The sequence below is a fragment of the Streptomyces anulatus genome (genome assembly GCF_000721175.1).
GTDB classification, from domain to species: domain Bacteria; phylum Actinomycetota; class Actinomycetes; order Streptomycetales; family Streptomycetaceae; genus Streptomyces; species Streptomyces anulatus_C.
Window position 1 is genome coordinate 276675 of record NZ_JOEZ01000001.1, and the last position, 17039, is coordinate 293713.

Genomic DNA, 17039 nt, shown 5'->3' on the forward strand with positions numbered 1-17039 from the left:
CGACGCAGGGCCACGTCATCTATGAGTCGCGCCTCGAACGAGATCAGCAACCAGTCGACCGGCTACTGTCCGGACGTCAGCTCGTGGCCGGCCGTTGCCCAGGCCCCGGACCTGGCCGCGGTCGTTCGTCCGTCTGGCTTCACCCACGAGGTGGTGTTCCGGCGTTGCCACTCTTGCAGGGAGCTCAACGTCGTGCGCGAGGAGGACTTCGTCTGCGTCTTCTGCGACGAGCCGCTGCCACGGGAGTGGAACGTGGACACGCCCGAGAGCTGACGCCACATCGAGTGCGGTCTGAAGTACCTGTCGAACTCCCCGCGGGGTGGTGTCTACGCTGGTGGCATGGCCCATGCGAAGACCTCGTACGTCTGCCTGCCCTGCCGGGCCTCGTACAAGCAGCCCTACGACAGGGAACGGCAGCGGATCCGCCCGCGGTGCTCGGAGCCGCTGATCCACGGGGGTTCGGCCATCGCTGCACCCCGGCGGCGGGACATAACGGCCTGGCGAACTGTCTCGCTTCTGGTGAACGCAGATGTGGGTTTCCATAAGAGTTGCTGTGGCGGCCCTGGGTATCGGCCCCGCACGCCGCGCGAGGTGCGTGAGCGGATGGCGTACGCGCAGCGCACCGGCGAGCCCGTCGCCAAGGCCCCCGTGCGGCGCGTGCCCTGATGAGGCACCACGCCCTGACGCGCCTTGTTGCGCCGCCGGCCAAACCCATTGATGCCAGCGGGGACTGGACCGTCCCCGAGATGGCGCTCGGAGTGCGGCTGCCCGAGGACTACAAGTGGCTGGTCGAGACCTATGGGTGGGGGGAGTTCTGCGACTTCCTCTACCTGCGGACACCGTTCGGCACGAGCAAGTACAACGGCGTCGAGTGGCAGAGCGGACGACTGCCGGAGGCGCCCGACAGGGACCGCGAACGGTACCCGTACCCGCTGCACCCTTCTCCGGGTGGGCTGCTGATCTGGGCGACCACCATGGACGCCGACCGGCTGTGCTGGCTCGCCGTCGGGGACCCGCAGGACTGGCCCGTTGTGGTCTGGAGCCGGGACGGTCAATACGAGACGTTCGCCATGGGCGCGGCCGAGTTCATTGAAGGCTGGGCCGGCGGACACATGAGTTCCCGGCAGCTGGGGGACATGGAACCGGATCTTGCACCATGGTTCAACGCCTTCCGGCCCCGTGTCCACCGGTGCCTGCGCTTGGGCGAAGGGCAACTGAGGCATCCCGACCGCCTACGCGTGCTCCGGGAGGCCCTGGGTCCAACGGCCGACCGCGGTTCGTGGTGGTCGGATCACGGCGAGAGCGGGCAGGATCATTTCGCTACGGTCGATACCGACTGGTTGCTCACCTACGACATGTCCTGTCCTCACCAGATCCGTATCAGCTTCCCGCCCGAGGACACCGCACGGGTCAGACAGCGTCTCTTCGATGCCGTACGGCTCATGGGCTGTGAGGTTCTTCGGATTACGACCGGATCCGGAGCATTTTTGCCGAGCTGGGAGGCGGCCACGGAAGAGGAGTGTCAGGACCTCGACCGTTCGCGTGAGCCGGGCCCCGTGAGGACCACACTGGCTGACTGGTCGGCTCAGACGCAGCACCGTGATCGCGACGACATGTCACAGCCCTGAGAATCCGGAGCCATGTCATCCACTTGAGGATGACGCGAAGCCGCAGCTCACGTCGCCGCTGCTATGACAGCGGAGTCGAGAACCTACAGCCCGGCCGCCGGGCACCCGTCGGACGCGTCCCGGACTGTCAGCCGTTCGCCAAGGTGCGGGCGAGGAGAGGGAGCGGGCGGTCCCAGTGGCGCCGCAGCGCGGCCGGGGCGAAGGCGTCGGTGTCGGACATGGTGAAGCCGTGGACCGTACCGGGGTAGATCTTGGAGGTGTTGCCGACCCCTGCGGCGTCCAGGGACCGGTCGAGTTCGCCGAGTGCCTCGGGCGCGATGTCGGGCTTCCGGCGAGGCACACCGTCCAGACCGTTCCGATGGATTTCGCCGGGGTCGTCAGGGGATTCCTCCGATCGTTGTGAACGTGCCGGGCGGAAGCGCTTGCCCCGTATTTCGCGGGTCGCTGATTCGGCCGGAGATCGGGTCGGGCAGTGTCCGGCACGGAGGGAGAGAGACGTCGCCCTGCACGCGGCTGCGGGAGCTCGATGAGAACTGCACGCTGCGCCGATAAGTTTTCCCGGCCCGGCCGGTCTACGGTTCGTCAGGTGATCAGAAAGCGCGAAGCAGGAGGAGCGATATGAGCCAGTTGCTGCGGGTCCAGAACTTCACCGTCTCGAGTGACGGGTTCGGCGCCGGCGAGGGCCAGAGCCTCGAGAAGCCGTTCGGCCATGCCGATCCGGGGAGCTTGCTCGCCTGGGCCTTTGCCACCGACCACCCACCCATCAGCCGCTCCGAACCCGGTGGCCGAGGTCTGGACGACTACTTCACGCGGGACTACGCCCGCAACATCGGCGCCGAGATCATGGGCCGCAACAAGTTCGGGCCGCAGCGCGGGCCCTGGCAGGACCACGAGTGGCAGGGATGGTGGGGCGACAAGCCCCCGTTCCACACGCCGGTCTTCGTCATGACGCACCACAAGCGCCCGTCGTTCACGCTCTCCGACACCACGTTCCACTTCGTCGACGGCGACCCGGCCGCGGTGCTCGCCCAGGCGAAGGAGGCAGCGCAGGGGCAGGACGTCCGGCTTGGCGGTGGGGCCACGGTCATCCGGCAGTTCCTCGAGGCCGACCTCCTCGACACCTTGCATGTGGCGGTCGCGCCGACGAAGCTCGGCTCCGGGGCCCGGCTGTGGGAGTCCCCCGACGAGCTGCTCGACCGGTTCCACCAGGACGTCGTGCCCAGCCCGAGCGGCGTGACGCACCACCTGTTCTGGCGGAAGTGAGGCCGGACCAGCCGGCCGGCGCGGGCGCCGTCACCGGTGCCTGCGGCCGCGGCATGGCCGTTGCTCAGCGGCGTCCTAGCCCCGCATTTCGCGGGTCGCTGCGGGTGCTGTTCAGGTCTGCAGCCAGCGTGACGGTCAGCCGGTTGGCCACCAGCGCCTCGTTCACCCCGCAACATCCAGTTGGCGCAGAAACTCGGCAGCGACGGGCAGAGCCCCCGAACGCTTGGTCACCACGGACTCGATCACGCACGCCATACGGGGGCGTTCCGTCCGTGGCCGCGGGGAACGGAAAGTCATCGACACGCCCGGACCAACGTTGACAGGCCCACGCCGGACAATGTCCGAATCCGATTTCCAGCCGAATCAGCGACCCGCGAAATACGGGGCTAGCCGGTGGGGATGATCCGGGTGACGACGGCGTCGACCAGGTGGTCGAGGCCGTCGTCACCGAGCATGTCCGGGAGCGTGAAGTGCTCCAGGAGTACCCCGGTCATGGCCAGGTAGAGGACCAGGAAGGCGTCGGGGTCGCCCGGGAGTCCCCGGTCGCGGTGGAAGGCGAGGCTCTCCTCGAAGCCGGCGCGCACGGTTCGGGTCAGCTGGGTGCGCAGTTCGGGGCGGCGGGTCGCCTCCAGGCGGAGTTCCAGCATGGCCAGGTAGCCGGTCCGGTCGTCGGTCATCCGCCGGATCAGCCAGTGCATCAACTCGGTGACGAGCTCCCGGGAGGGGGCGGGGAGCATAATCTGTTCGACCTGGGCCGGGTCCGGTGTCATCCGGCTGTTGATGCGGGCGCCGGTCTGCATCAGGAGGTCGTCGCGGCTGCTGAAGTAGTTCGACGCGGTGCCCACCGGTACGCCGGCCCGGGCGTCCACGGCGCGGAAGGTGAGCCCTCGGGCGCCTTCGTGCGCGAGGACGTCGACCGCCGCGTCCGTGAGCATGACCCTGCGTTCGGGGTTCTTCGCCATCAGCGTTCTTCCTGCCTGTCCGGCCTCGGAAAGCGGCTTGCGCAACCACTACATGTGAAGCACTATACGTGACGTGGTTGAGGCGCTGCGCCGAGTGGTCGTGGCGGTCGCGCCACCGGGCCGCCCGGCCCGTACCCATCGACCGGAACGGGGAACTCATGCGCAAGCTCACCTACTTCATCGCGTGCTCGATCGACGGCTTCATCGGGGATTCCGGTGGTGACGCCTCGGCGATGATGGCCTTCGTCAGCGAGGAGTTCCTCGGTTTCCTGAAGTCGGAGTACCCGGAGACCATCTCGGCCGAGGGCCGCGACATTCTCGGGTTCCACGACGCCGAGAACCAGCACTTCGACACCGTGGTCCAGGGGCGGCGGAGCTACCAGCTGGCGTTGGACGTCGACATCGCCAGCCCGTACGGCCACCTTCGGGAGATCGTCGCCTCCCGGACGCTCACGGAGTCCCCGCACCCGAATGTCGAGCTGATCGCGGAGGACCCGGTTGCCCGGATCAGGGAGCTCAAGGCCGAGGACAGCGAGTTGGACATCTGGCTCTGCGGTGGGTCCCAACTGGCGGGTGAACTGCTGGACGAGATCGACGAGCTCGTGATCAAGACCTATCCGGTGGTGTACGGGGTCGGCATGCCGATGTTCGGGTCCGGTTCCGGGGTCACCGAGTTCACCCTTGAGGGAGTGCGGACCTTCGAGAACGGTGCACTGGTGCGAACGTACCGCCGCAAGCGCTGAGCCTTCCGCGTCTCCCCGCCTTGCGAGGCGTCGACTCCGCGGGCCCTGGGCGCCCGGAAGAGGGTTCGCCATGTCGATGGGTTCGTCATATGGCAGCCCGTCGGGTAGAGGTTGGACCATGACCTCTATCGACGAAGACCTGCTTCCCAGCACCCGGCGGACCCTGGTGCACCGCATCGCCGTCGCGCAGCGGGACGGCCGTGCGCCGTCCCTCGTGGCCGCGGTGGGGCGACAGGGGCGTATGGCCTGGAGCGGGGCGCGTACATGCGTCGAGGGGCATGCTCCCGACGCAGATACGCAGTACCGGATCGGGTCGATCACCAAGACGTTCACGGCCGTTCTGGTCCTGCGGCTGCGGGACGAGGGACTGATCGACCTGGACGACCCCCTGGAGAAGCACCTCCCGGGCACGGGGGCGGGCGGGGTGACCGTCTTTCAGCTGCTGGGCCACAGCGCGGGGCTGGGCGCCGAAGCACCCGCCCCCTGGTGGGAGCGGACGCCCGGCAGCCTGCGGCCCGGGCTCGCGGACGTGCTGGGCGACCGGCCGCGGATGCACCCGGCCGGTCGTCGTCATCACTACTCCAACCCGGGTTACACCCTGCTCGGTTCGCTGATCGAAGCGGTACGCGGCGTCTCCTGGGAGGAAGCACTGCGCCGCGAGATCCTGGAACCGCTGGGCATGCACCGTACGACGGCCGGGCCTGTGGCGCCTCACGCCGGCGGCTGGGCCGTCCACCCCTGGGCCGACGTCATGCTGAGCGAACCCGCCGAGGACCTCGGGATCATGGCGCCCGCCGGGCAGCTCTGGTCCACCGCGACGGACCTGTTGCGGTTCGCCGCCTTCCTGGCCGAGGGCGATGACCGGATCCTGTCCGCCTCCGACGTGCGGGAGATGCGAACGCCCGCCGCGCCGGCCGAGACGGGTGGCAGTGGTTACGGCCTCGGTCTCCAAGTCGTCGGGGGCGAAGGGCGCGTGCTCTTCGGGCATTCGGGATCGCTGCCCGGGTTCGTCGCCGGCCTGTGGTTCAGCGAGGAGGAGGACGTGGCGGCGGTCGTCCTCGCCAATGTCACCTCCGGACTGCCCGCCGCGATGGTGGCCGCCGAACTCCTGGGGATCGTCGTCGACGCCGAGCCGCGGATCCCGGACCCCTGGCGTCCGCTGTCCGAGGTGGACGGCGAACTGCTCGCGCTTACCGGGGTCTGGCACTGGGGCACCCATCCGGTCACGCTGAGGCTCACCGGGGACCGGGGCCTGCAGCTCACACCGTTGGAGGGCAAGGGGCGCGGTGCGTCCTTCACGTATCGTTCCGACGGCACCTGGACGGGCCAGAACGACTACTACGCGGGGGAGACCCTGCGCGTCGTACGCAAGGACGACGGCTCGGTGGACCACCTCGACCTCGGCTCGTTCGTCTTCACCCGGGAGCCCTATGAGGCGGGGGCGGCCGTACCCGGCGGAGTGGACGCGGCGGGCTGGCGCGGTCTAGGCGGCTGAAGTCCGGCCAGCGGGCGTCCGAGCGGCCCTGACTGACTGTGCGCTCCGTGGGAGCGGTGGGTGTTTCACGTGAAACACCCACCGCTCCTCTCTCGTCAGAGCGCGAGCTTGAAGCCCACATGGCTGGCCGTGAAGCCGAGCCGCTCGTAGAAGCGGTGCGCGTCTTCGCGGGTGACGTCCGAGGTCAGCTGTACCAACTGGCAGTCCTGGCGGCGGGATTCGTCGACCGCCCACTGGATGAGCTGGGTGCCGAGGCCGCTGCCGCGCTCGTCGCCGTGGATGCGGACGCCCTCGATGATCGAGCGGGTCGCGCCGCGACGGGACAGTCCCGGGACGATGGTCAGCTGAAGGGTGCCGACGACCCGGTCCTCGCGAACAGCGACGACCACGTGCTGGTTCGGGTCGTCGGCCAGCCGCTGAAACGCCTGCCGGTAGGGGGTGAGGTCGTCCGGGGACTCACGCTGCGCACCCAGGGGGTCGTCGGCGAGCATCGCGACCACCGCGGCCAGGTCGTCCGGGGCGACGGGGCGTATTTCGAGATCACTCATGATCGGCATCCTAGAGCGGCGGCCCTGGGTGGTGTCTCGCCGATCAGGGTGGGTCAGACCGGTACCTTGAGCTCTTCGACGGCCCTGACCAGGGGAGCGAGCTCGGGGTTCTCGGCTGCTTCGTCCAGGGCCGTCCGCAACGTCCAAGTACTGCCGGCAATGGCCATGACCGTCCTGGGCATCGGCGGAGTCTTCGCCGCGATCACCTACATCACCCCGATGATGACCGAGATCGCCGGATACGCGCCCTCGTCCGTCACCTGGCTGCTCGTCCTCCTCGGCCTCGGCATGGTGGGCGGCAGCCTGATCGGCGGCAAGTTCGCCGACCGCCACCTGATGCCCATGCTGTACGTCTCGCTCGGCGCGCTCGCCCTCGTCCTCAGCCTGTTCACCGTGACCGCTCACAACAAGATCGCCGAGGCCGTCACCCTCGTCCTGATCGACGCCCTGGGCTTCGCGACCGTGCCTCCGCTGCAGAAGCGGGTCCTCGACCAGGCGGCGGGTGCGCCGACGCTGGCCTCCGCGGTCAACATCGGGGCCTTCAACCTCGGCAACGCCCTCTCCGCCTGGCTCGGCGGCCTCGTGATCGCGGCCGGTCTCGGCTACACCGACCCCAACTGGGTCGGTGCCGTGCTCGCGGCGTCGGCCCTCGTCCTCGCCGCGTTCCAGCCTGCTGGAGCGCCGGGAGACCGGCAAAGGCCGGGTCGTCGCCGGGAGCAGCCAGCCTCGAACCGGTCACTGTGGCGGCGGCCCGGCACCGAGCCCGCGGGACGCTGAACAGACACACCGTGAATCAGCCGCACCGCCCTGGTGGCGGTGCGGCTGTTCCGCGTCAGCCCGTCGCGACGGTGAGCGGGGCGAACCTGCGGGCGGCGTCGCCCGGCAGGTCAGGGATGCCGTAGGTCATCACCGTGGTACTGGAGAGGGGCTCCAGCCCGTGCTCCGTCAGCCAGCCGAGCAGTTCCTTGTGCCGGTCGTGGACATCGGCCCGCAACGGCCGGTCCGTCGTGGCGGCCAGGGCCGACACCAGAGCCTGCGCGGTGGCCGTGTCCCGTGCGATCAGCGGCCCGACCACCTCGGCGTGCCCGCTCGGCCAGAGCGCCGCGTAGCCGACCAGCTCGCCGTGCTCCTCGGCGACCTGGAGCCGGTCGGAGAAGGCGGGCAGCCGGGCGAGGAGGTGCGTCCGGTCGATGCCGAACACGGGGAGGTCGAGCCTGACCATCGCCTGGAGGTCGTCCGCCGCTGCCGGGCGTGTGGTCACGGACGCGCGGGAGGGAGAGGCCACGGCCGGGCCGGAGCCGCCGGGGCCGGGAGCGCCGAAAAGGCCGCCGACGCGTTCGGCCCGGCCCACGGGGGAGAAGCCGAGGTCTTCGTAGAGCGGCTGTCCCTGCTCGGTGGCGTACAGGGCGAGCGGGGTGTCCCCCACCGTCTCCATCACGTGCCGCATGAGCCGCCGGGCGAGCCCCTGACGTGCGTAGCGTTCGGCGACGAGCAGCATGCCGACCGCGGTGAGGCCGGATCCGTACGGCATGGTCAGGCAGGTCGCCGCCAGGCCCTTGCCGTCCGGGGCGTCGATCCCGTACCCGGTGCCTGCCGAGAGGAGCAGCCCCCACCGGTGTTCGTCGCGCGGCCAGCCGCGGTCCTCGCAGAGATCGGCGCAGGGGACCAGATCTCCCCGGTTCAGGCGCCGGATCGGCAGGTCCACGAGGGAGTGGGGTGATGGGCTGTGCATGGGGTCAGGCTGTCTGACGGGGTGATCGCGCGTCCACCGATTTCGCGGAACTGGCCGAGATCTGCAGCCGCCTGCCGCGCCGGGGCAAGCCCGGCTTGAGCACTGAGATCGCAGGGATGAACAGATAGGTGGCCGTAGCCACCGCCGGCGCGATCACGAGGTCCATGTCCAGCGCTCCGTTGGCGGCCGCCGCGTTCATGCCGGGGCGCGGGGAGAAGATCGACAGGCCCGTAGTGACCAGAGTCAGCCAGAACTTGGTCCACACCCGGCCAGACCCCACGGAATGCCCAGTGACAGCACCAGGCCGCTCACCAGGGCGAGCAGGGCCACCGGGACCACCAGGCCAGTCCCCGAAGGACTTCATGGCCCGGGTGGCGGCGTTCGCGGTGGCGGGATCTCCGGTGAGGAACGCGGTGAGGCTGAGTGCCAGCAGATCGGTGAGGCCGAGTGCCAGCAGATCGACGGTCAGACCGAGCCAGCTGACGGAGACGGCGACATGGGCGACGAGGATCCCTCGGCGTACGGGGCGCCTGAGTGGTTTCACGTGAAACACGATGCCGAGCCGGATGCCCCGGGGCGTCCGGCAGCGGGAGTACCCGCGTGTACCGGCCGGGGAGTACGCGCTCCGGGCGGGGGCGGCGGCGCCTGCCTGCCCGACCTGGGGGTGTCAGCCCAGGTCGGGGGCGTGCATCGCCCGTACGCCTTCGATGTTGCCGTCGAGGTAGTGCCGCAGGGACAGCGGAACGAGGTGCACGGCCGCGATCCCGACCCGGCTGAACGGCACCCGGACGATCTCGTACTCCCCGGAGGGTTCGTCGATCTCCGGGCCGTGCCGGAGGGAGACGTCCATCGACGCCAGTCGGCAGACGAAGAAGTGCTGGACCTTCACTCCCGTCACGCCGCCGTCCGCGATGTGCTCCACGGTGTCGACGAAGCAAGGGACCACGTCGACGATCTTGGCGCCGAGCTCCTCGTCGACCTCGCGGTGCAGCGCTTCGACGACGGTGGCGTCCTCCGGCTCGACCCCGCCGCCGGGCGTGAGCCAGTACGGATCGACTCCCGGCTTCGTGCGCTTGATCAGGATGAGATCGTCGCCGTCGAGCAGGACGGCGCGTGCGGTGCGCTTGACCACAGGACGTTCGGTCATGGCAAGAGAGTGGCCCGTGGAGGGCCGTCTGAAACTCCCCCGGCCTACCGGACCGCCGTGTCCAGCGCCTGTTCGACGTCGGCGAGCAGGTCCTCGGGGTCCTCCGCGCCGACCGAGAAACGGATGAAGCCCTCCGCCACGGCGTCGCCGCCCCAGCGGCCCCGGCGCTCCGCGGTGGACCGGACGCCACCGAAGCTCGTCGCGTCGTCGACCAGGCGCAGCGCGGAAAGGAAGCGCTCCGCGGTCTCCCGGTCGGCCAGCTCGAAGGACACCACGGAGCCGAAGCGCCGCATCTGGCGTACCGCGACGGGGTACGACGGGTCGGTGGGCAGACCCGGATACCGCAGCCCGGTGACCTCCGCGCGTTTGGCCAGCGCCTCGGCGAGGGCGAGCGCGGTGGTGCACTGACGGTCGACGCGCAGCTGGAGCGTGGCCAGCGAGCGGTGCGCGAGCCAGGCCTCCATCGGCCCCGGAATCGCCCCGACGACCTTGCGCCAGCGCCGTACGTCCGCCGTCAGCCGGGGATCGCGGCAGGTCACATGGCCGAGCAGGATGTCGCCGTGCCCGGTCATGCCCTTGGTGTCGCTGGCGACCGAGAAATCGGCACCCAGCTCGAGCGGGCGCTGGCCGATCGGGGTGGCCAGGGTGTTGTCGACGGCGACCAGCGCGCCCGCCGCGTGCGCCGCCTCGACCAGCCGCCGGATGTCGCAGACGTCCAGACCCGGGTTGGACGGGCTTTCGATCCACAGCAGTTTCGCCCCGGTCAGCAGGGCCAGCTGGGCATCGCCGCCGGTCGGCGCGGTCCGGACCTCGACCCCGTACGCCTCCAATTGCTCCCGCACGAGCGGCAGCGCCTGGTATCCGTCGTCGGGCAGGACCACGGCGTCGCCCGAGCGGACCTGGGAGAGCAGCACCGCGGTGATCGCCGCCATGCCCGAGGCGAACACGGCCGTCCCCACCTCCTCACCGGGAGCCTCCAGCTCGCCGATGGCCCGCTCCAGGTGGGTCCAGGTCGGGTTGCCATCCCGGCCGTAGGTATAAGGGCCCACCGGTTCGCCGGAGAGGTGGAAGTGGGCGGCGAAGACCGGGCCGGGCAGGGTGGGTTCGAACTGCTCCGGTTCGGGAAGCCCGGCGCGTACCGCACGCGTTCCGTCGCCCATGGTGCTCATACCTGCTCCTTCACTGTTCTCACCCGGCGGTGGACCGGTGTGCCTGCACTCTTTCAGAGCCCGGGAACGGTCTTCTCGGAGGCCTGGAATCCCGAAATCCCGGAATCAGTTCTCGTCGGGCAGGACGACATTGAGCGCCCAGGACACCACCGAGATGATCAGTCCGCCGAGCACCGCCGTCCAGAACCCCTCGACGTGGAAGCTCAGATCGAACACCCCGGCCAGCCAGGAGGTCAGCATCAGCATCAGGGCGTTGACCACCAAAGTGATCAACCCCAGCGTCAGGATGAACAACGGGAACGTGAGCAGCTGGACCACCGGCTTCACCAGCCAGTTCACCAGGCCGAAGATCAGCGCGACGAGAATCAGGGTGAGGGCCTTGCGGCCCGTGCTGCCGCCCTCCAGCGTGATGTCGCCGATGAGCCAGATGGCAACGGCCAGCGCACCCGCGTTGGCGATCGTCTTGACTACGAAATTCTTCATGTGTCTGATCGTGGCAGACATGATCGGTGGTGGACACCGGCAGCACAGGAACAGCCGACAGCGTGGGTACAAGGGGCGGGACGGGCCATGAAGGCATTCAGACTGGATGAGCTGGAGGCGGAGCGCGCCGCCAACGACGGCGCCTATCTGCAGTTCGTACGGGAACGCAATATGTCCGTCGGCCTGTACGCCCTGGACGCGGGAGCGCTCGACCCGCAGCAGCCGCACCAGCAGGACGAGGTCTACTTCGTCGTCAGTGGGCGTGCGTCGATCACGGTGGGGATGGAGACGACGCAGGTCGGCAGGGGAAGCGTCGTCTACGTGCCCGCAGGCGTGGCCCACAAGTTCCACCACATCACCGAGGATCTCAGGGTGATGGTCGTCTTCTCGCCACCGGAGGGCTGAGGCGCCTGTTCCCGGATCCGCCGGGTGCCGCGCGTCCTCGGGAATCCCTAGGGGCTCGATCAGGGGTCTTCAAGGGCTGCTGGCCACCCGCCGGGGGCCTTCGCGCCTTTAGCATCGAGGCAAGGACTTCACAGAGACGAGGTAGTGGTGATGGCCGTGCGGGAGATGTACGCGGGAATGCCCTGGTGGGTGAAGTGGATCGCGGTGCCCGTCATCGCGATCTTCGTGTTCGGCGGACTGATCGCCAGCGTGATCGGCTTCGTGATCAGCCTGCTCTTCAAGGTGCTGGTCTTCGTCGTCGTGGTCGGCGGGCTGATCTTCGTCGTCCGAAAGTTCATGTCGTCGTCGTCCTCGCGCGGTGACTGGTAGTACCCGGAACGCAGGCCGGCGCGGGGGCCGGCCTGTTCCGTCCGGCCAGGCGGGCCCGAGCCGGCGCCGTCAGCTCCCCGGGAGGATTAGCCCAGCAGAGCTAAGTCCCGGAGGAAACCACCCGTCTGCCGTAGGCGGCCGATACAGTGACACACCACTGCCGCCATCCGGAATGTGACCTTCCGTCACCATATCGATCGCCTGATCGGACCTGGGTACGACAGCCCGGTCGTTGGCCTCCGATCGCCGGCGCCCGGACCGGTCCTCGCCGGTCACGGGTCACCGGATCTCCGGTCCCCTCCGGGATCGCGGCAGGCCCGTGGGGGCGGCCCCCACGGGAGGGCCGACGGCCCGTCACCATGCCTGGGGGTGACCTTTGACCACGGCATCGAGCACCGCTGTCCCGACGTTGATCGGTTCGGTTCAGCGGGCGTTGAGGCTGCTGGAGGCTGTGGGCGCCCATCGGGACGGGGCTCCCGCCAAGCAACTGGCACGTGAGGCGGGGCTTCCGCTGCCGACCGCCTACCATCTGCTGCGGACCCTCACCCATGAGGGCTATCTCCGCCGTGAGAACGGTGTCTTCCTCTTCGGCCCGGCCGCCGAGAACCTGACCGCCGCCCCTGGTGTCAGGAGCCGCCCGCGCCCCGCCTCCGTCGCCGACTCCCTCGGCCACTGGCGCGACGTCATCGGAGCCCCGGTGTACTGCGCCGTCTACTGCGACGGCGAGATCGAGCTCATCGCGGTCGCGGACGCTCCCGACACCCCGGCGGTGGAGGAGTGGGCCTCGTTCCGGGAGACCGCCCACGCGCACGCCATCGGCCAGTGTCTGCTCGCCCAACTCGACGAGAGTGCCCGCGAGGACCACCTGGACCGGCACCCCGTGCGCCCCCTCACCCGTTACTCAGTGCGAGATCGCGCCACACTTCTGGAACGGCTGCGCACCCTCCGACGAGGTGAACCGGTCATCGAACGCCAGGAGTACGCACTGGGGACCGTGTGCGCCGCGATTCCGGTCACGGCCGGTGCCACCATTGCGGCCATGGCCATTTCCATACCCCTGGACCGGGAAGAACGGTTGCTGCCCGCAGTCGAACAGCTACGTGGCGAAGTCGCCAGCCTCTTGCGTTCGTTCGTGTTCTCTATCAGTATCTGAAAAATCACTCCTTGTGATCTGCTATCGCGTGCACCACGATGGCGTCAATAGGGCCATGGGGGATCATTCCTGGCCAGTTTCATCTACTGCGGGGTTGAACGATGCGCGAGTCGGTTCAAGCAGAGGTCATGATGAGCTTCCTCGTCTCCGAGGAGCTCTCGTTCCGTATTCCGGTGGAGCTCCGGTACGAGGTCGGCGATCCGTACGCCATCCGGATGACGTTCCACCTGCCCGGCGACGCCCCTGTGACCTGGGCGTTCGGCCGCGAACTGCTGCTGGACGGGCTCAACAGCCCGAGCGGCGACGGAGATGTGCACATCGGCCCGACCGAGCCCGAGGGCCTCGGCGATGTGCACATCCGGCTCCAGGTCGGCGCGGACCGTGCGCTGTTCCGGGCGGGTACGGCGCCACTGGTGGCGTTTCTCGACCGGACGGACAAGCTCGTGCCGCTCGGTCAGGAGCACACGCTGGGAGACTTCGACGGGAACCTGGAGGATGCGCTCGGCCGCATCCTCGCCGAGGAGCAGAACGCCGGCTGACCGGGTGTACCCGGCAGCCCGTCATCCCTTCCTGCGACGACGACCCCGGCCGCCCCGAGCGGGCGCGGCCGTAGCCGCCTGTGCGCCGACGGACCCCGGACGGTCCGCGGAGACGACCAGCGCGGCGAGCACCGTGGTCACCGGCACCGAGGCGACCAGGCCGATCGACCCGACCAGCGTGCGGACGATCTCCTCGGCGACCAGCTCGCTGTTGGCCACCGTCCCCACACTGCTCTGGGCGATGGAGAAGAGCAGCAGCAACGGCAGCGCCGCGCCCGCGTACGCCAGCACCAGGGTGTTGACCACCGAGGCGATGTGGTCCCTTCCGATCCGGATACCTGCCCGGTACAGCCCCTTCCAACCCATCTGCGGGTCCGCCTGGTGCAGTTCCCAGACGGCGGAGGTCTGGGTGACCGTCACATCGTCGAGGACCCCGAGCGAACCGATGATGACGCCGGCCAGCAGCAGACCGCTCATGTCGATGTCCGGATAGAGGCCGTGGATGAGGCCGGTGTTGTCGTCGGTGTTGCCGCTCAGGCTCGCCCAGCCGATGAACAGGGAGCCCAGCAGCCCGATCAGCAGGAGCGAGATCAGTGTGCCGACGACCGCGACAGAGGTACGGGCTGTCACCCCGTGGCACAGATAGAGGGCCGCGAGCATGATCGCGCTGGCCCCGATCACCGCCACGACCAGCGGATTCGAGCCCTGCAGGATCGCCGGCAGGATGAACAGGGTCAGCACGGCGAACGACACGACCAGTGCCACCAGCGCCATCACCCCGCGGAGCCTGCCCACCGCGACCACCGCCAGCGCGAAGATCGCGGCCAGCAGCGCCATCGGCAGCTTCCGGTCCACGTCGGTCACGGAGTACTGGAGGTCGCGCGGCGCGTCGGGGGCGTACGCCACGACCACGCCCTGCCCCTCCTTCAACTGCCGGGGCGCGTCCGGCTGGACCACCTCGACGAACTCGCGGCCCTTGTCGTCGCCGCTGGTCACCTCGATGGTGGCCTTCGCGCACTCCCCCTCCTGCTCGTTGACGGCCTCCCGGCCCGAGGGGGTGGAGGTGTCGCCGGTCGGCGGCACCTGCGCGGCGTTGACGTCCGCGCAGTCGACCTTGTCGACCTGGACGACCTTGCCGTCCTGGGTCTGCCGGTCGAATCCGACGCCGGTGCGCTCGTGGTCGGGTGCGCCGCCGGGCCAGAACGCGATCAGGCCGACGACGACCGCCGTCGCGAAGGGGATCAGCACCGCGGCGATGACCTTGCGCAGGTGCCGGGAGACCGGGGCGGCCGGTCCGTGGTTGTGGCTGTGGCCGTGGTGGTGGCCCTGGGACGGCGGGGGAACGGGGTCGTTTTGGGGGGAGGTCACGGGGCGATCATCGCAAGAACAGGAGGGCCCTCTGGTCAGCTCGCCGGAAAGGACGCTAGCGTGGAGGCACCTTTGCACACGCGGGAGCTCGGAGCACCGGGCTGAGAGGGCGCTGATCGCCGTACATCCGTACGGGACACGCTGCGCCGACCGCCGAACCTGTTACCGGGTAATGCCGGCGTAGGGAGTAGGTCTCATGACCACAGCGGACGCACGCACGCCTGCCTCGAAACAGAACGACGGAACGCAGAACGACGGAATGCCGAACGGCACGACGCCGGGAGACGGGACGCCGAACGACGAGGCCGGGAAGTCCATCGGCTGGCACAAGGGGTACGTCCAGGGCTCGCGCCCGGACCTCCGGGTGCCGGTCCGACAGGTGCACCTCACCAACGGCAAGGACGTGACGCTGTACGACACGTCGGGGCCGTACACCGATCCCTCCGTCGACACCGACGTCCGTCGCGGCCTCGCGCCCCTGCGGGACAACTGGATCATCGCCCGCGGCGACACCGCCGAGTACGCCGGCCGGCCGGTCCGCCCCGAGGACGACGGGCTCAAGCACACCTCGCCGCGCGGCGGGCTGCGCAACCTCGACGCCGTGTTCCCCGGCCGTCCGCGCCAGCCGCGCCGCAGCCGCGACGGGCGTCCCGTCACCCAGCTCGCGTACGCCCGGCGGGGGGAGATCACTCCGGAGATGGAGTACGTGGCGATCCGGGAGAACGTGGAGGCCGAGGTCGTCCGCGAGGAGATCGCGGCGGGCCGGGCCGTGCTGCCCGCCAACGTCAACCACCCCGAGATCGAGCCGATGATCATCGGTAAGCGGTTCCTGGTGAAGGTCAACGCCAACATCGGCAACTCGGCCGTTACCTCCTCCATCGAGGAGGAGGTGGACAAGATGACCTGGGCGACCAAGTGGGGCGCCGACACGGTCATGGACCTGTCCACCGGCCGCAACATCCACACCACCCGTGAATGGGTGTTGCGCAACTCCCCCGTGCCGATCGGCACCGTCCCGCTCTACCAGGCCCTGGAGAAGGTCGACGGTCGGGCCGAGGAGCTGACCTGGGAGATCTACAAGGACACCGTCATCGAGCAGGCCGAGCAGGGCGTGGACTACATGACGGTGCACGCCGGCGTGCGCCTGCCGTACGTCCCGCTGACGGCCCGCCGCAAGACCGGGATCGTCTCGCGCGGCGGCTCGATCATGGCGGCCTGGTGTCTCGCGCACCACAAGGAGTCGTTCCTCTACGAGCACTTCGAGGAGCTCTGCGAGATCCTCGCGACGTACGACGTCACCTACTCGCTCGGCGACGGACTGCGCCCCGGTTCGATCGCGGACGCCAACGACGAGGCACAGTTCGCCGAGCTGCGCACGCTGGGCGAGCTGAACACGATCGCCAAGCGGTTCGGCGTCCAGACCATGATCGAGGGCCCCGGGCACGTCCCGATGCACAAGATCAAGGAGAACATCGACCTCCAGCAGGAGATCTGTGAGGAGGCGCCGTTCTACACGCTCGGCCCGCTGACCACGGATGTCGCGCCCGCCTACGACCACATCACCTCCGGCATCGGCGCCGCGATGATCGCCTGGTGGGGCACGGCGATGCTCTGCTACGTCACGCCCAAGGAGCACCTGGGGCTGCCCAACCGGGACGACGTGAAGACGGGCGTGATCACCTACAAGATCGCCGCCCACGCGGCCGACCTCGCCAAGGGGCACCCGGGCGCCCAGGAGTGGGACGACGCGTTGTCGGACGCTCGGTTCGAGTTCCGGTGGGAGGACCAGTTCAATCTGGCCCTCGACCCGGACACGGCGCGGGAGTTCCACGACGAGACGCTGCCCGCCGAACCGGCGAAGACGGCGCACTTCTGCTCGATGTGCGGACCGAAGTTCTGCTCGATGAAGATCTCCCAGGACATCCGTCGTCAGCACGGCGGTTCGCAGGAGGAGATCGAGCAGGGCATGGCCGAGAAGTCGAAGGAGTTCGCTGCCGCCGGCAACCGGGTCTACCTGCCCATCGCCGACTGACCT

The 17039-nt window shown here is 69.2% G+C and carries 18 protein-coding genes and 4 pseudogenes; 12 read left to right on the forward strand and 10 right to left on the reverse strand.

What is annotated here, in order from left to right:
- Positions 1-36: 36 nt before the first annotated feature.
- The 3 genes and pseudogenes from IG90_RS0101245 to IG90_RS0101250 form a co-directional block, all read left to right on the forward strand.
- A pseudogene (locus IG90_RS0101245) lies at positions 37-273 on the forward strand (hypothetical protein); the annotation flags it as partial.
- A gap of 66 nt (positions 274-339) precedes the next feature.
- On the forward strand, positions 340-666 hold the full coding sequence (locus tag IG90_RS45455) for a deoxyxylulose-5-phosphate synthase (RefSeq protein ID WP_078585114.1): 327 nt from the start codon (positions 340-342) through the stop codon (positions 664-666).
- Between the two features lie 80 nt (positions 667-746).
- Complete coding sequence (locus IG90_RS0101250) at positions 747-1628, forward strand: SMI1/KNR4 family protein (RefSeq protein WP_245170705.1); 882 nt, start codon at positions 747-749, stop codon at positions 1626-1628.
- Positions 1629-1755: 127 nt separating this feature from the next.
- Here the strand turns inward: IG90_RS0101250 and IG90_RS0101255 are convergent.
- Positions 1756-1950: pseudogene (locus IG90_RS0101255) on the reverse strand (dienelactone hydrolase family protein); the annotation flags it as partial.
- Positions 1951-2246: 296 nt separating this feature from the next.
- Here IG90_RS0101255 and IG90_RS0101260 point away from each other — a divergent pair.
- The gene (locus tag IG90_RS0101260; RefSeq protein WP_030576034.1) at positions 2247-2891 is read left to right on the forward strand and encodes a dihydrofolate reductase family protein; all 645 of its coding nucleotides are present in this window, start codon (positions 2247-2249) and stop codon (positions 2889-2891) included.
- A 386-nt stretch (positions 2892-3277) separates the two neighbouring features.
- Here IG90_RS0101260 and IG90_RS0101270 read toward each other — a convergent pair whose 3' ends face one another.
- A complete protein-coding gene (locus IG90_RS0101270) occupies positions 3278-3853 on the reverse strand; it encodes a TetR/AcrR family transcriptional regulator (RefSeq protein WP_030576037.1) in 576 nt (191 codons plus the stop codon).
- 158 nt (positions 3854-4011) lie between these two features.
- Here IG90_RS0101270 and IG90_RS0101275 point away from each other — a divergent pair, with 158 nt between their 5' ends.
- Both IG90_RS0101275 and IG90_RS0101280 read left to right on the forward strand, forming a co-directional pair.
- Complete coding sequence (locus IG90_RS0101275; RefSeq protein ID WP_030576041.1) at positions 4012-4596, forward strand: dihydrofolate reductase family protein; 585 nt, start codon at positions 4012-4014, stop codon at positions 4594-4596.
- Between the two features lie 118 nt (positions 4597-4714).
- Entirely contained in the window at positions 4715-6091 is a 1377-nt protein-coding gene (locus IG90_RS0101280; protein ID WP_030576044.1) for a serine hydrolase domain-containing protein, read from the forward strand.
- A 95-nt stretch (positions 6092-6186) separates the two neighbouring features.
- Here IG90_RS0101280 and IG90_RS0101285 read toward each other — a convergent pair whose 3' ends face one another.
- The gene (locus IG90_RS0101285; protein WP_030576046.1) at positions 6187-6639 is read right to left on the reverse strand and encodes a GNAT family N-acetyltransferase; all 453 of its coding nucleotides are present in this window, start codon (positions 6637-6639) and stop codon (positions 6187-6189) included.
- Positions 6640-6692: 53 nt separating this feature from the next.
- A pseudogene (locus IG90_RS46810) lies at positions 6693-6779 on the reverse strand (MarR family transcriptional regulator); the annotation flags it as partial.
- 19 nt (positions 6780-6798) lie between these two features.
- Between IG90_RS46810 and IG90_RS0101290 the strand changes: the two are divergent.
- Positions 6799-7416: an MFS transporter gene (locus tag IG90_RS0101290; protein ID WP_411572599.1), complete on the forward strand. Its 618-nt coding sequence runs from the start codon at positions 6799-6801 to the stop codon at positions 7414-7416.
- Between the two features lie 55 nt (positions 7417-7471).
- Here IG90_RS0101290 and IG90_RS0101295 read toward each other — a convergent pair whose 3' ends face one another.
- The 5 genes and pseudogenes from IG90_RS0101295 to IG90_RS0101315 all read right to left on the reverse strand — a co-directional run bounded on the left by IG90_RS0101295 (position 7472) and on the right by IG90_RS0101315 (position 11170).
- Positions 7472-8371, reverse strand: a complete 900-nt coding sequence (locus IG90_RS0101295; RefSeq protein ID WP_030576051.1) for a GNAT family N-acetyltransferase — start codon at positions 8369-8371, stop codon at positions 7472-7474.
- 4 nt (positions 8372-8375) lie between these two features.
- A pseudogene (locus IG90_RS38990) lies at positions 8376-8915 on the reverse strand (DUF2269 domain-containing protein).
- A 123-nt stretch (positions 8916-9038) separates the two neighbouring features.
- A complete protein-coding gene (locus IG90_RS0101305) occupies positions 9039-9518 on the reverse strand; it encodes an NUDIX domain-containing protein (RefSeq protein ID WP_030576053.1) in 480 nt (159 codons plus the stop codon).
- A gap of 44 nt (positions 9519-9562) precedes the next feature.
- Complete coding sequence (locus IG90_RS0101310; RefSeq protein WP_030576056.1) at positions 9563-10687, reverse strand: cystathionine gamma-lyase; 1125 nt, start codon at positions 10685-10687, stop codon at positions 9563-9565.
- Positions 10688-10792: 105 nt separating this feature from the next.
- The gene (locus tag IG90_RS0101315; protein WP_030576059.1) at positions 10793-11170 is read right to left on the reverse strand and encodes a phage holin family protein; all 378 of its coding nucleotides are present in this window, start codon (positions 11168-11170) and stop codon (positions 10793-10795) included.
- 87 nt (positions 11171-11257) lie between these two features.
- On the opposite strand from IG90_RS0101315, the gene IG90_RS0101320 reads away from it, so the two are divergent.
- From IG90_RS0101320 to IG90_RS0101335, 4 genes are all read left to right on the forward strand, one after another.
- Positions 11258-11575, forward strand: a complete 318-nt coding sequence (locus tag IG90_RS0101320) for a cupin domain-containing protein (protein WP_015609880.1) — start codon at positions 11258-11260, stop codon at positions 11573-11575.
- Between the two features lie 156 nt (positions 11576-11731).
- Positions 11732-11944, forward strand: a complete 213-nt coding sequence (locus IG90_RS0101325; RefSeq protein WP_030576061.1) for a DUF5326 family protein — start codon at positions 11732-11734, stop codon at positions 11942-11944.
- A gap of 376 nt (positions 11945-12320) precedes the next feature.
- The gene (locus IG90_RS0101330) at positions 12321-13097 is read left to right on the forward strand and encodes an IclR family transcriptional regulator (RefSeq protein WP_277425599.1); all 777 of its coding nucleotides are present in this window, start codon (positions 12321-12323) and stop codon (positions 13095-13097) included.
- A gap of 101 nt (positions 13098-13198) precedes the next feature.
- Positions 13199-13636 carry an SsgA family sporulation/cell division regulator gene (locus tag IG90_RS0101335; RefSeq protein WP_024263706.1) on the forward strand — a complete coding sequence of 146 codons (438 nt, stop codon included), beginning with the start codon at positions 13199-13201 and terminating at the stop codon, positions 13634-13636.
- Between the two features lie 21 nt (positions 13637-13657).
- On the opposite strand, the gene IG90_RS0101340 is transcribed toward IG90_RS0101335, so the two are convergent.
- Positions 13658-15004 (reverse strand): YibE/F family protein, encoded by a 1347-nt coding sequence (locus IG90_RS0101340; protein ID WP_030576066.1) that lies wholly within the window; start codon positions 15002-15004, stop codon positions 13658-13660.
- Between the two features lie 196 nt (positions 15005-15200).
- Here IG90_RS0101340 and thiC point away from each other — a divergent pair, with 196 nt between their 5' ends.
- Positions 15201-17036 carry a phosphomethylpyrimidine synthase ThiC gene (gene thiC, locus IG90_RS0101345; RefSeq protein ID WP_030576072.1) on the forward strand — a complete coding sequence of 612 codons (1836 nt, stop codon included), beginning with the start codon at positions 15201-15203 and terminating at the stop codon, positions 17034-17036.
- Positions 17037-17039 lie beyond the last annotated feature (3 nt).

What these genes read in the sequence shown, in the direction of transcription:
- IG90_RS45455 (WP_078585114.1), top strand. Translation starts at nt 340, where the DNA reads ATGGCCCATGCGAAGACCTCGTACGTCTGCCTGCCCTGCCGGGCCTCG.
- IG90_RS0101250 (WP_245170705.1), top strand. Translation starts at nt 747, where the DNA reads ATGGCGCTCGGAGTGCGGCTGCCCGAGGACTACAAGTGGCTGGTCGAG.
- IG90_RS0101260 (WP_030576034.1), top strand. Translation starts at nt 2,247, where the DNA reads ATGAGCCAGTTGCTGCGGGTCCAGAACTTCACCGTCTCGAGTGACGGG.
- IG90_RS0101270 (WP_030576037.1), bottom strand. Translation starts at nt 3,853, where the DNA reads ATGGCGAAGAACCCCGAACGCAGGGTCATGCTCACGGACGCGGCGGTC.
- IG90_RS0101275 (WP_030576041.1), top strand. Translation starts at nt 4,012, where the DNA reads ATGCGCAAGCTCACCTACTTCATCGCGTGCTCGATCGACGGCTTCATC.
- IG90_RS0101280 (WP_030576044.1), top strand. Translation starts at nt 4,715, where the DNA reads ATGACCTCTATCGACGAAGACCTGCTTCCCAGCACCCGGCGGACCCTG.
- IG90_RS0101285 (WP_030576046.1), bottom strand. Translation starts at nt 6,639, where the DNA reads ATGAGTGATCTCGAAATACGCCCCGTCGCCCCGGACGACCTGGCCGCG.
- IG90_RS0101290 (WP_411572599.1), top strand. Translation starts at nt 6,799, where the DNA reads ATGGCCATGACCGTCCTGGGCATCGGCGGAGTCTTCGCCGCGATCACC.
- IG90_RS0101295 (WP_030576051.1), bottom strand. Translation starts at nt 8,371, where the DNA reads ATGCACAGCCCATCACCCCACTCCCTCGTGGACCTGCCGATCCGGCGC.
- IG90_RS0101305 (WP_030576053.1), bottom strand. Translation starts at nt 9,518, where the DNA reads ATGACCGAACGTCCTGTGGTCAAGCGCACCGCACGCGCCGTCCTGCTC.
- IG90_RS0101310 (WP_030576056.1), bottom strand. Translation starts at nt 10,687, where the DNA reads ATGAGCACCATGGGCGACGGAACGCGTGCGGTACGCGCCGGGCTTCCC.
- IG90_RS0101315 (WP_030576059.1), bottom strand. Translation starts at nt 11,170, where the DNA reads ATGAAGAATTTCGTAGTCAAGACGATCGCCAACGCGGGTGCGCTGGCC.
- IG90_RS0101320 (WP_015609880.1), top strand. Translation starts at nt 11,258, where the DNA reads ATGAAGGCATTCAGACTGGATGAGCTGGAGGCGGAGCGCGCCGCCAAC.
- IG90_RS0101335 (WP_024263706.1), top strand. Translation starts at nt 13,199, where the DNA reads ATGCGCGAGTCGGTTCAAGCAGAGGTCATGATGAGCTTCCTCGTCTCC.
- thiC (WP_030576072.1), top strand. Translation starts at nt 15,201, where the DNA reads ATGACCACAGCGGACGCACGCACGCCTGCCTCGAAACAGAACGACGGA.